Origin of the sequence: Methanothermobacter wolfeii (assembly GCF_025397995.1) — an archaeon.
Classification (GTDB): Archaea; Methanobacteriota; Methanobacteria; order Methanobacteriales; family Methanothermobacteraceae; genus Methanothermobacter; species Methanothermobacter wolfei.
Genome location: NZ_CP104550.1, coordinates 1,520,853 through 1,533,279, shown reverse-complemented (window position 1 = coordinate 1,533,279; position 12,427 = coordinate 1,520,853). Strand labels below are relative to the sequence as shown.

The following is a 12,427-nucleotide window of genomic DNA, read 5'->3' as shown; positions in this document are numbered from 1 at the left end:
TTCCAATCATTATTTATATTTATATTTTCATTTTTTCATCAGATGATGATGTTTTTATTCCTTCATTGGCCTTAAGGCACGTGATTGTGTTCTTCCATGATTTTTCCCGGAGGAGGTGCAGTGCTTCACTATCCCATTCAGGACTGATCCTCCCCGAGGCATTCATCTGAGAGACCGCATTTTTCACACCTGGACGGCTTTACATCCACGGAGGGAACCTCACCATCCTCGATTATCTTCCTTATCTCATCAAGGACATCGAAGAGGCACTCCCTTCTCCGGTAATCCGTTACAACCGTGCGTCTTTCTGCCAGGGGTATGTAGTCTATGAAGGATACCAGGCTCTCGGTTTCGAATTCCCTTTCAACCAGGAGGGCCTGGGCCGTGAGCTCGAGGCTGTCAGATGGCCAGGCACCACCTGCAGGGGGCAGCACACCCTTAATCTTCACAGGGTAATGGTGGCCGTCGATTATCTCCATGTTCACACGACCATAGAGCTCCAGGGAGGGATCATGGATGGTGTAGTCCCTTATGAATGGCGGGAATATCCTCCTGGCAACCCTCTCCCCAGGGGCCCCCATCAACTCCATGGCACCTGTTATCCTGAGGGCCGCTGATCTCACCTGAAACTTCATGGTATCCATCACCTTCTCCCTGACCCCTCCCTCAAGGCCATTAAGTATCCTTTCAAGGTCCCCCATAAGGAGGCCCTCAACCTCCCCTGGATCCGTCCCTGGCTGGAGCTTCCTTGCACGGGACTCTGCAGCCAGTCTGAAGTCAAGGTAGGCGTCCCTTATGGCCATGGCTTCATGGTTGAAGGGGCTCCTTATGCCAAGGAACTCGGTGAGGTACAGCTTCATCGGACAGAACATGAATTCAGAGATGCATGAGACGGATACAGCCATCTTTTCACCACAATAATTATTAATTTATTACACACGCCTAAAAAAAAATTAGAGTATCCTGAGGCTCAGAGGTTCACCCATCACCCATTCCATCTCCATGATTTCGGAGAGGGCCCTCTGGAGGTCCCCCTCCATGGTACTGTGGGTTACAATGTATATGGGGACCGTTTCACCCTCAACGGCACCCCTCTGGGTCACCGATTCAATGCTTATACCATGCCTGCTGAAGGCACCTGCCATTTCATGGAGGACCCCTGGCCTGTCAACCGCTTCAAGCCGGATGTAGTATCTTGAAGTGGTTCTTGAGAACTCCCTCACTGATTTAACGGCTTCAAACCCAGGACCCATGGGTATCCTCTTCTCAGGGTTTATCACTATGTCCATGCAGTCAGCAACAACGGCACTTGCAGTGGCCCTCCTCCCGGCGCCCTTACCATAGAACATCACGGGTCCTGTGAAGTCCCCCTCAATGTATATTCCATTATAAACTCCTGTAACGGATGAGAGGAGGTGGTCTGCAGGTACAAGGGCGGGCATAACCCAGAGTTCCAGTTCCCCATCCTCAAGCCGGGCGGCTGCAAGCAGCCTGACGGTATGGTTGAGTTCTTCAAGGGCGTATTCAATGTCATGCCTCTTTATATTGCTTATACCCATGACATGGAGTTTCTCTTCAGGTACGTAGACTCCAAAGCCCAGGAGGGTCAGTATTATCAGTTTCTGTGCCGTGTCATGACCCTCAATATCAAATGTGGGGTCCCTTTCAGCGTACCCCAGCCGCTGGGCTTCCCTCAGAACCTCCTCAAATTCACATCCCTCAGAGGCCATCCCTGTGAGGATGTAGTTGGCTGTACCGTTGATTATCCCGTAAATCGACTGTATCCTGTTGGCTGCAAGGGATTCGTTGAGTGCCTTGAGGACGGGTATGCCTCCACCCACACTGGCCTCAAATGCAACCCTCACCCCCTTCTCACTGGCCGCTGACATTATCTCATCCCAGTGCCTGGCAAGGAGGGCCTTGTTGGCGGTTACCACATGCTTACCATTCTCGATGGCCCTCAGGATGAAGCTGCGGGCAGGCTCGTATCCGCCTATGAGTTCTATGACGATGTCTATATCAGGATCCTCGAGTATATCATCAGCATCGGTTGAGAGTTTTTCAGGGTCTATCTCCACCCCCCGGGGTGTTTCAATGTCAAGGTCAACTACCCTTTTGAGTTCAACCTTTCTCCCGGTCTTCCTGTTGATGAGTTCCTGGTTCCTGTTAAATATCTCCACCACACCGGCGCCTATGGTTCCAAATCCTATAAGTCCCACCTTCACACTAAAACCTCCATATTACATAATCACATCATAAGTATTAATATTTTTATATTTTGAGTTCCTTCAGTTTTATGAACTCATCCTCAGCCTCACGGCTGGTGCCGACAACCACCCGGTAGCCATCATTCCTTCCTGTGAACCTTTCAAGTTTGCCCCTGGCCAGGATCCTCTCACCCTCCCTTGCCTGGCCAGCGTAGGTGTGTGTGAATGAGACAACCTCAGTGATTTCAACTCCGGGTCCCTCAAGGACCCTCACGTCTTCCACAAGGTACCTTGCAGGGTTATCAAAGGCTTCAAGGGCGTCACTGACCGTGCATTCAACCGTGATCCTACCGCAGGGTTCATATTTTGTATCTGCCCATGAACCACCTATCTCATCCCACTCCCTTGCTGCAAGTATGTCAAAGAGGGTGCCGTCAACGGTCCCCCTGTTGTTCTTCCGCATCTCATACCAGCAGAATTCCCTGAAGCTGAGGGTTTCATCAACTATCCGCTTCCTGTAGACCCTCATCCAGAATGATTCATCAAGGCCCTTCAATGGCCCCTCCTGACTCTCCCTGAGTTCTCCGAAGGCATCAAGGGCCCGTCTGTGGTTCTTAAGCCCGTAAACCACAAAGTCGATGTCAGAGTTTTCAGGGTCGTGGAGTCCGGGGAGGATGGACCCTGAAACACCCATACTCCTGTAGGGGATCCCTGCATGGTCATGGAGGGCGTCTGCGATCTTAATGACCTTTAAAAGCAGAGGATCGGAGGCATCTTCCATTATCTCACGTAGCCGGGCGTCCGGTCGGAGTATCCTTTCCACAAGGTCCCGGGGCACGCCCATCATGAGAACACCGAGTTCATGGTAGTGGTGCAGGTACCCTGGGTGGTGCTCCCCAAGGAACCTGTAGGCTCCCTCAGAGTTCACCTTTGAGTATCTTGATGAGTCCAGTGATCTTTCACCCTCTTCATCGGGTATGTACCGTAAAAATGAGATGATCCTGTCATCTGGATGGAGGTAGGATGTCACCGCAAAGAAAAGATCATCCATGGTATGTATGAAGTCACGGATTCGGGATCTCATAGATAAATAAATGTTGGGTGGAATTATAAATCTTTTCATATGATTCTGATGAGAATTGAACCAGGAAAGGATCTGATGGAGGAACTGGTGGCGCTCCCCCATGAGGGCGCCATCGTATCAGGCATTGGAAGCCTCCATGGAGCCAGGATAAGGACGGCGGATGAGAGTAAAGTGATGGTCAGGGGCCCCCTTGAGATGGTCTCACTCCAGGGGACGGTAACAGGCTACGGCGTCCACCTACACATCGCAGTTGCAGACTCCCGGGGGAGGATGACAGGAGGCCACCTCATGGGGGACTGCAGGGTGAGGACAACAGCTGAGGTGGCCATGATACCATATCAGGGTAAGATGCTCAGGGTAAGGGACCGGAGGACAGGATACAGGGAGCTTATGGTACTTGACTGAAATGGTAGATCTATATATGATCATAATCAGAGATAGGAAATGGTGATTTGATGATATATGAACACCTTGAGGAGCCACTCCTCTATGATGGGAGTCAGATAGAGCCTGTCTGGGCACTGAGTGAACTGGGTATAAAGGGCTCGAGTATAATAACATGGATCGGTCCGATGGATGTGAGGGATATAGTTGACTATGAGGACCTTGACCTTGAAATAAAGGCCGGGGAGGCCCTGCACTTCATCGTCGAGCACTTCGATGAGCAGCCATCAAGCCTGAGGCTTGCATACCACAGGCAGAGGATACTCGTGATGCTCCTGAAGGAGGAACTCTCAAGGGAGGGCTTTGATACAAGGAGGGATGGCGACGACCTCTACATAGGATCATCAAAGCTCACGGTCTCAATTGCCACGGCATCCATATCCAGCATGAAGATACACCTTGGCGTTAACCTCCACCGTGAGGGGACGCCCGATGATGTTGAAACCGTGGGACTCCTTGATGAGAAACCTGAGCTTGGAATGGACGGCGTTGTAAGGATAGCTGAGAACGTTGCAATGGCATACATCCATGAGCTTGATTCCATTGAGGAGGACATCTGCAAGACAAGGGTTTTCTGATTAGGGTGAACTGATCTCATGAGGATCGTTATGGATTAATCTGATGTGATATGATGAAGATCGTTATAAACGGTATACACGCCAATTTAAGGTTTTCGGCAGCCCACATGATACCCGAACATGAGTCATGTGGCTGCATACACGGCCATTCCTACATAGTTGATGTGAAGGTTGAGGGAAAGAGGTCAGGGAAGCACGGCTTCGTGGCTGACTTCAAGGATGTTAAGGGTATAGTGAGGGAGATGTGTAAGAAACTCGACCATAAATTACTGATACCCCTTAAAAGTCCACTTATAAACTTTGCATCAACCGACAGGGACGTTAAATTTGAAATTGCAGGTAAGAGGTACAGCATACCCTCCGAGGACTGCTGCCTCCTTGAACTTGAATCCACATCTGCAGAGGAGCTCTCAAGGTACTTTGCATCAGCCCTCTTCAGGAGGCTCAGTGAAAAATATGAAATATCCTCCGTGGAGGTCTGTGTGAATGAGGGTATAGGCCAGGGAGCCCTTTACACTATTTCAAGGTGAGGGTATAGATGAAGGCACCCATCATGGAGGTATTCAGCAGCATACAGGGTGAGGGCCTGCTCATGGGAAGGAGGCAGATATTCGTAAGGTTCGCCGGCTGCAACCTCAGCTGCAACTACTGCGACACGCCCGAGAGCAGGGACGCCTCCAGCGGAGAAAGGGTTTCAGTTGAAGAACTCCACGAGACCGTGAAAGGCCTTATAACTCCTGACTTTCACTCATTAAGCATCACCGGAGGCGAACCACTGCTTTACCCGGAATTTATAGAGGAATTTCTTGACGGATCCCCCTACAGTGCTCTGCTTGAGACGAACGGTTCTCTGCCAGAGAATGCCCGGAGGATAGCACACCTCTTTGACCACGCCTCGGTGGATATAAAAACACCTGAACATTTTTCAGAAGATACCCGTGGAGATAGTACTAAATCCGATATATCCTGGTCCCGTGACATCATTGACCGGGAGATTCAAGTCGTAAACATATTAATATCAAAAGGTGCAAATACATACTGTAAGGTGGTTGTGATGCCCACCACCAGGGCGGATTACATAGGGAATCTGGCTAAAAGGCTCCGTGAAGACGTTGATGAACCAGAAAAACTTTCAATGGTCATACAGCCATGCAGTTCCCCTGGAGGATGGGCAGGAAACACTCCTCGCCTGCTGGAAATGTCTCAGGAAGCCGGAAAGTATATGGATGTGTATGTGATACCCCAGATGCACAGGGCCCTGGGCCTTAGATAGGAGGTTTTACATATGGAGATGGAAACAAAGGTTACAGTCCATGATGCCATGACATCGAATGTCATAACAGCCGACCCTGGCATCAGCGTTGCAGAAGCAGCAGCAATAATGACAGAGAGAAAGGTCGGGAGCATCATCGTGAAGAGCAACTCAGAACCTGAAGGACTCATAACAGAGAGCGACATCATAAGGAAGGTGGTTTCCAAGGATTTAAGGGCCAGTGAAGTTAAAATCGGCGAGGTAATGAGCAGGAACCTGATAAGCATAGAACCTGAAAGGGAACTCAGCGAAGCAGCAAGGCTGATGGCCAAGAACAGCATAAGGAGACTCCCTGTTGTGAAGGACGGTGCCCTTGTAGGTATACTGACATCCTCTGATGTGATGATAGTGGCGCCGGAACTCACGGATATCCTTGTGGAAAACGCGAGGATGGAGGAGAACAGGGCTCAGATATCTGAGGACGGCCCTTCGGTTCCTGGTGTGTGTGAGGTCTGCGGCAACTATGAGGAGTACCTTGAGGAGTATGATGGTAAATACGTATGTGAGGAGTGTAAAGAGGACTTAGAGGGTGAATAATTTGTTTGTAAAAGACGTGATGACGTTAAATCCCGTCTCAGTCTCACTTGAAACTGCTGCCACCAGAGTAAGATCTATTTTAAGGGACGAAGACTTCAGATGCGTCCCTGTAGTTGAGGGAGATAAACTCAGGGGTCTTATAACAAGGGGTGATGTCCTGAACATCACCGCAACCAAGTCCAATATTGAGGCACGGGGGATAATGGAGAAACCAAGGGTTATCCTGACGCCTGAAATGGATATAATGAAGGCTGGAGAGGATATCCTCAGGGCGGGTGAGATACAGGCACCTGTGGTTGAGTCCACCGATAACATGAAACTTGTGGGGATAGTGAGTGTCATAGACATAATCTCAGGGTTCCTTGATAATGGCTATGAACCAAAGAGGAACCCTGTTGAGAATATAATGACCACCAGAACCGTAACCTGCGAACACAGCGATCCACTATCAGCGGTCTGGGACAGGATGGATGAATCCGGATTCTCAGGGCTTCCTGTAATGAAGGATGGTAAACTGATAGGCATCATAACAAGGAAGGACCTCATAAGGTATGGTCATGCAAGGATAGGCAGGGAATCCGGTGATGTGAAGTCTGTGGCCGTTGAGAAGATAATGAAGACACCCACGGTTGCCATAACACCCGACGAGTCCACTGAAAGGGCTGCTTTTCTAATGGTGGAGAGGGACATAGGCAGGATTCCGGTTGTGGAGGACCCTGTTTTTGTCAAGTCCGACCCTGACATGGTTAAGGAAGGCCGCCTTGCAGGGATAGTTTCCAGGGAGGACGTCCTGCAGGCATACATCAAGTGAACCGGTGCCTTCATGAGACCTGAAAGCCCCATCATCCAGAAATTAATTTTTATGATGAATAGAATGATATGTAATAACGATACTTACTCATGTAAGTATATCTCCCAGAGAGGTGTGTGAATGAGAAAAAAAGACACCATAAACCTGGTAAAGTCTAGGGACCGTGGTCCCGTTGAATTCGAAAGCAGAAACTTCGACCACGAAGGCGATGTCATGGCAATCGCCAGAAAGGAAGTGGTCTCAGTACCCCAGACAGCCACCATTAAGGAAGCAGCAGAGATAATGGTTAAGAACAAATTCAGGAGGCTTCCCATAACCAACCCAGGGACAGGGAAGCTCCAGGGAATCGTAACGGCCATGGATATCCTGGACTTTTTAGGTGGGGGAGATAAGTTCAGAATCCTTGAGGACAAGTATGATGATAACTTCCTGGCGGCGGTCAACGAACCCGTTAAGAGCATCATGACAAGGGAAGTCCTCTACGTAACCAGCAAGGACTCAATATCAGATGCGGTGAGCCTCATGCTTGAAAACAGCGTAGGGGCCCTGCCTGTTGTTGACCATGATGAGAAAATCACAGGTATAGTATCTGAGAGGGACTTCGTACTCCTCATGGCAGGAGTTTTCAACGACGAACTCACAGAGGACCACATGACATCAAGGGTTATCAAAACAACCCCAGGAACACCAATAGAGGGCGCCTCAAAGATAATGGTGAGGAACAGGCTCAGGAGGATCCCGGTTATAGGTGAGGAAAGGAAAACACCACACCCAGAGGAGGATAAACTTGTGGGCATGGTGACATCAACTGACATCCTGGAATTCCTGGGTGAAAACAGGGCCTTCAACAGCATGAAGACCAACAGTGCAAATGAGGTCCTCGCAACACCCGTAAATGAAATAATGGAGACAGAGGTCTGCACGGTCACATCCACCACACCCCTGGGAAGGGTCTGCGAGATCATGGAGAAGCATGGCATCGGGGGACTCCCCGTCGTTGACTACGGAAACCTGACAGGAATGATAACAGAAAGCGATTTACTGAGGGCAATAGCAGGATGATGGAGGTGGAAACATGGACATCAGGAGTATAATGAGCGAGGACCCGGTGGTCATGGAGGACACACAGCAGGTTGCATATGCAAGGAACCTGATGCTCAGGAACGGGATAAGCAGGGTTGTGGTGGTGGACCCTGACGGGAAACCCGTGGGCATCGTGACGGAAACAGACATAACAAGGAAACTGAAGGTCAGGGGACCGGCATGGAGGAGAAGGCCGATAGATAAAATATCAATAAGGAGGGTCATGAACGAGAACCCCATCAGCATTGATGTAAATGACACGCCCCGTGACGCCGCAGACCTCATGCTGAAAAACAGGGTGGGTTCACTCCTGGTAATGGACGGGGATGAACTTGCAGGCATAATAACCAAGAAGGACCTTCTAAGGTTCTTCAAGGACAGATGCGCCGGCAGATGGAAGGTCAGGGACCTCATGACAGGTGATGTTAAAACGGTAACAGAGAACCACACCATCTCCCATGTCATAGGCATCATGGAGGAAAACGACATCTCAAGGGTTGTTGTAACCAGGGATGGTGGTGTTGCAGGGATAATAACCTCTGAGAACCTTTCATTTGCAACATTCGAGGATCCTGAGAAGGGAATACCCGTTGAGAAGGTTTACTTCATAAGAAAAACCTCAGAGGATAAAAGGAAGGTCAGAACGATATCCATGCTGACCGCAGGTGACATAATGACAGAGGATGTTATAACGGTGGACCCCTCTGCCGACGCCTCAGAGGCGGCCTCAATCATGCTTGAGAACAATATAAGCGGGCTGCCTGTGGTTGAGGACGATGAACTGGTGGGGATAATCACCAAGACGGATATAATAAGCGGAATCCAGTAGGGGTGGTAGAATGATAATTAAAAACCTCATGTCCACGGATCCTGTCTGCATCGACAAGGACCAGAACGTATGCGACGCCCTTCGCCTCATGGGTAAAAGGGATGTTTCAAGGCTCATAGTCATAAACACCAACAGTGACCATGAAAAGGAAATGGTGGGCATAGTTACAGAGAAGGACATAGCAATGAAACTCGGCTCATCAAGGTACGGTAACATGGCACCCTCCCACTTCCATGTCTCAACGGTCATGACCCCCGATCTTTTAACTGCAGATCCAGACATGGACGCGGGAAGCGCGGCAAGCATCATGCTTGAAAATAACATTGGAAGCCTCCCGGTTGTGGATGATGATGAACTCCTGGGAATCGTCACCAAGTCAGACCTCCTCGATGTATGCCGGGGGAAGGCCTACGATAAATACACTGCAGGGGATGTTATGAGCACGGAGATGATCACGGTAACCCCTGATGAGAGGCTCGTCCATGCAAGGAGGATGATGATCGACGCGGGCATTGGAAGACTGCCGGTGATGGATAACCAGGAACTTGCAGGTATACTGACAGCCAGTGACATGACCCGGGCGGTGATAAACTTCAGGAAGCTTGTCCCGGACAGACACAAACCCTCAAGGATAAGGAACCTCCTTGTTGGGGATGTGATGAAGCAGAACGTGGAGACGGTAGACGCCGAAACCCCTGTCACAGACATAGCCTCAATGATCCTGGAAAAGGGGTACGGGGGATTCCCTGTAACAGCTGAAGGTGAACTGGCAGGCATAATAACAAAGACGGACCTCCTGGATCTCATAGTTGAGATAGAGGGCGTCTTCTAACCCCCATTCTATTTTTTAATAACTTGAGTGAAGCTAATGAAGGACATACCATTCGAGAGGATCTCAGAGAAGACAGGGGTCCCGGCCGAAAGACTTGAAACATCATTTAAGAAGGGCAGCAGCCGGCTCCTTGAATCAGGGGGCTTAAGGGCCCTCTTCTTTAAGAAGCAAGTAATGGACCTTGAAGCGGGAACCGTAGCCTACCTCACGGGGGAACCAGAGGTTATACGGGGCTTTCCAAAGATAAGGAGGACGCTGCTCCTTTCACCGGCCATCGAGAAACACTTCACTGAAAGCGTTGCCGTGGAGGAGAAGATGAACGGCTACAATGTGCGGATAGCCTCTGTTTCAGGGAGGATCCTTGCACTTACAAGGGGAGGCCATGTGTGCCCATTCACCACAGAGAAGGCCAAGGAGCTCATGGACCTCCAGGAATTCTTCAGGGATCATGGGGACCTTGTAATATGCGGGGAGATGATCGGCAGGGACAACCCCTACGTCTCACATGACTACCCTGAGGTGGGCCCCCTGGGATTCAGGGTCTTTGACATCCGGGAGAAAAACACCAACACACCCCTACCGGTAATGGATAAGAGAAGGATCCTTGAATCCTATGAACTCCCGGCGGTCAGACTCTTCGGCATTTTCCCGGTGGAGGAGGCCCCAGGGAGGGTGGCGGAGATAATAAGGATGCTGGGTGCCGATGGAAGGGAGGGGGTTGTCATGAAGGACCCTGAAATGAAGCTACCCCCACTGAAGTACACATCATCCCAGGCCCATGCACGGGAGATAGCATACGCCTTCAACTACCCCTTCGACTTTGGAAGGCCATTCTTCTTCAGCAGGGTTATACGTGAAGGGTTCCAGGCATATGAACTGGACGAATCCGACGAGGAGACCCTTGAAAGGGCCCACCGCCTCGGAGAGGCCATAATATACCCCATGCTGAAGAGGATAAAGAGCATAGCTGAGGGCGAACCAGCCTGTGAGGACACGGTTATAGACGTTGAGGACAGGGAAAGGGCCGAGGAATTCCTCAGGCACCTATCACGCCTTGGTGTCTCAGCAACCATTGCAGACTACAGGGACGGTAAGGCAACCATAAGGAGGTTCTACCAGTCAACAACCGACAGGATAACCAATTACCTTGAGGGGGGCCTGTACTGATGCCGGGGGAAACCATAGCCTACCTCGGACCCAGGGGGACATTCACCGAGGAGGCCGCCCTGGAGGTCGGGGACAGGCTCGTGGCCTGCGACTCCATCCTGGAGGTCCTGAGGGCTGTTGACTCCGGCAGGGTGGATATGGGAGTGGTCCCCATTGAAAACTCAATCGAAGGCCCTGTTGGGGTTACACTCGATCTCCTTGCAGGTGAATACGACCTCTGCATAAAGGGGGAGATCATAATAAGGGTCAGGCACAACCTCCTGGTTAACAGGGGCGCCAGGATGGAGGATATCAGGGAGGTCTACTCACACCCCCAGTCCCTGGCACAGTGCCGGAGATTCATTGAGGAGGCAGGGCTCATCACCCACTCAACACCCAGCACCGCCGCTGCCGCCATGATGATCAGGGGCAGGCAGGAACTTGCAGCCATAGGAACCAGGAGGGCCGCGGAACTCTATGGCCTCGAGGTCCTTGCAGTGAACATACAGGACCATGACCCAAACTTCACAAGGTTCATAGTACTTGCAGCTGAGGACCATGAACCCACGGGACAGGATAAGACATCAATAGTATTCTCCCTTGCAGAGGACAGGCCGGGGGGCCTCTACGAGGTCCTTGGGTTCTTTGCAGAGGCCGGAATCAACCTCACAAAGATAGAGTCAAGGCCATCCAAGCTGGGCCTTGGAAGGTACATATTCTTCATAGACTTTGAGGGTCACAGGAAGGATGAAACAGTGGCAGGGATACTCTCAAAGATAAGCCAGAAGACCCCTTTCATGAAAATACTCGGCTCTTATCCTGAATACAAAATCTGAGCCCTGATAAACTGATTTTTCACTCCATAAAGACTGCCGGGGTTCAGGGGGATCGCAGGTTAAAAGATATATATACCTCCACGGCGAATATTAGAACACCGATTAATTGTTCATCAAACATGTTCAGGAGATGGTAATGATTAACCCAGATAAGAGGATGCTCCTGAGACAACTTAAAAGGATTGAAAGGGACCTTGAAGAGGGCAGAATTTCAAGGGAGGAATACAGTTCCCTCAAGGAGAGGTACACGGAGGAACTTGAAACCCTGGAGGCGGTGGAGAATATAAGGAAACTTCAGGGCCAGAAATCCCCTGAAAAACCACTCGACCACTGGGTGGAGGAGTCCAGAAGAAAGAAGGACGAGACCGAGAAGAGGGAGCTCATGAAAAAGTATATCAGCTCAGGGGAGACCCGAAAAAAGCCAGGGATAAACCTCTCACTCATAGGCACCATAATACTTGTCCTGGCCTTCTTCTTCGGCACAGGCTTCGGCCTTTACTTCATGAATCCTAAAACAGAAACCCCTGCAACAGGGACGGTAACCGTGAATGAAAGCGCATTCCCATCCTTTAACAATACACTGAAGAACACCACAAGGATCGTGAACCAGACATCTGCACCCACCATCAACGAGACCCCATCAACGCCGGCACAGCCATCAAGGCCACCGGAAAACCAGCAGGGACCAGGGGATCAGAACACGCCGGGTAATTCAACATAATGGTCAT

At 50.4% G+C, this 12,427-nt stretch carries 15 protein-coding genes; 12 read left to right on the top strand and 3 right to left on the bottom strand.

The genetic code is table 11. The features are described from left to right. Positions 1 to 137: 137 nt before the first annotated feature. The 3 genes from N5910_RS08410 to N5910_RS08400 are packed head-to-tail and all read right to left on the bottom strand — an operon-like array spanning position 138 to position 3,291. Positions 138 to 905, bottom strand: coding sequence for a CRISPR-associated protein Cas4 (locus N5910_RS08410; RefSeq protein ID WP_074359494.1), 768 nt, complete (start codon positions 903 to 905; stop codon positions 138 to 140). A 48-nt stretch (positions 906 to 953) separates the two neighbouring features. Beyond that, complete coding sequence (locus tag N5910_RS08405) at positions 954 to 2,225, bottom strand: homoserine dehydrogenase (protein WP_191216215.1); 1,272 nt, start codon at positions 2,223 to 2,225, stop codon at positions 954 to 956. Between the two features lie 46 nt (positions 2,226 to 2,271). Beyond that, positions 2,272 to 3,291: a DNA polymerase subunit beta gene (locus tag N5910_RS08400; RefSeq protein ID WP_074359492.1), complete on the bottom strand. Its 1,020-nt coding sequence runs from the start codon at positions 3,289 to 3,291 to the stop codon at positions 2,272 to 2,274. 48 nt (positions 3,292 to 3,339) lie between these two features. Between N5910_RS08400 and N5910_RS08395 the strand changes: the two genes are divergently transcribed. The 12 genes from N5910_RS08395 (at position 3,340) to N5910_RS08340 (ending at position 12,420) form a co-directional block, all read left to right on the top strand. After that, the gene (locus tag N5910_RS08395) at positions 3,340 to 3,696 is read left to right on the top strand and encodes a PPC domain-containing DNA-binding protein (protein WP_238337897.1); all 357 of its coding nucleotides are present in this window, start codon (positions 3,340 to 3,342) and stop codon (positions 3,694 to 3,696) included. A 50-nt stretch (positions 3,697 to 3,746) separates the two neighbouring features. Beyond that, positions 3,747 to 4,313, top strand: a complete 567-nt coding sequence (locus N5910_RS08390; RefSeq protein ID WP_191216214.1) for a DUF366 family protein — start codon at positions 3,747 to 3,749, stop codon at positions 4,311 to 4,313. 53 nt (positions 4,314 to 4,366) lie between these two features. Continuing rightward, complete coding sequence (locus tag N5910_RS08385) at positions 4,367 to 4,843, top strand: 6-carboxytetrahydropterin synthase (protein WP_074359824.1); 477 nt, start codon at positions 4,367 to 4,369, stop codon at positions 4,841 to 4,843. An 8-nt stretch (positions 4,844 to 4,851) separates the two neighbouring features. Then, positions 4,852 to 5,586: a 7-carboxy-7-deazaguanine synthase QueE gene (locus N5910_RS08380; RefSeq protein ID WP_074359489.1), complete on the top strand. Its 735-nt coding sequence runs from the start codon at positions 4,852 to 4,854 to the stop codon at positions 5,584 to 5,586. Positions 5,587 to 5,598: 12 nt separating this feature from the next. After that, positions 5,599 to 6,162, top strand: coding sequence for a CBS domain-containing protein (locus tag N5910_RS08375; protein WP_074359488.1), 564 nt, complete (start codon positions 5,599 to 5,601; stop codon positions 6,160 to 6,162). After that, positions 6,155 to 6,973 (top strand): CBS domain-containing protein, encoded by an 819-nt coding sequence (locus N5910_RS08370; protein ID WP_074359487.1) that lies wholly within the window; start codon positions 6,155 to 6,157, stop codon positions 6,971 to 6,973. Before N5910_RS08375 ends, N5910_RS08370 begins: the two co-directional genes overlap by 8 nt. Positions 6,974 to 7,093: 120 nt before the next feature. Further along, positions 7,094 to 8,035, top strand: coding sequence for a CBS domain-containing protein (locus N5910_RS08365; RefSeq protein WP_074359486.1), 942 nt, complete (start codon positions 7,094 to 7,096; stop codon positions 8,033 to 8,035). Positions 8,036 to 8,048: 13 nt separating this feature from the next. Then, positions 8,049 to 8,885, top strand: a complete 837-nt coding sequence (locus N5910_RS08360; protein WP_074359485.1) for a CBS domain-containing protein — start codon at positions 8,049 to 8,051, stop codon at positions 8,883 to 8,885. Positions 8,886 to 8,895: 10 nt separating this feature from the next. After that, on the top strand, positions 8,896 to 9,717 hold the full coding sequence (locus tag N5910_RS08355) for a CBS domain-containing protein (RefSeq protein WP_074359484.1): 822 nt from the start codon (positions 8,896 to 8,898) through the stop codon (positions 9,715 to 9,717). 36 nt (positions 9,718 to 9,753) lie between these two features. Further along, positions 9,754 to 10,884, top strand: coding sequence for an RNA ligase (locus N5910_RS08350; RefSeq protein WP_261599560.1), 1,131 nt, complete (start codon positions 9,754 to 9,756; stop codon positions 10,882 to 10,884). Next, positions 10,884 to 11,699, top strand: coding sequence for a prephenate dehydratase (gene pheA / locus N5910_RS08345; protein WP_074359482.1), 816 nt, complete (start codon positions 10,884 to 10,886; stop codon positions 11,697 to 11,699). Before N5910_RS08350 ends, pheA begins: the two co-directional genes overlap by 1 nt. 136 nt (positions 11,700 to 11,835) lie before the next feature. After that, positions 11,836 to 12,420, top strand: a complete 585-nt coding sequence (locus tag N5910_RS08340; RefSeq protein WP_074359481.1) for a hypothetical protein — start codon at positions 11,836 to 11,838, stop codon at positions 12,418 to 12,420. The last annotated feature ends 7 nt before the right edge of the window (positions 12,421 to 12,427 follow it).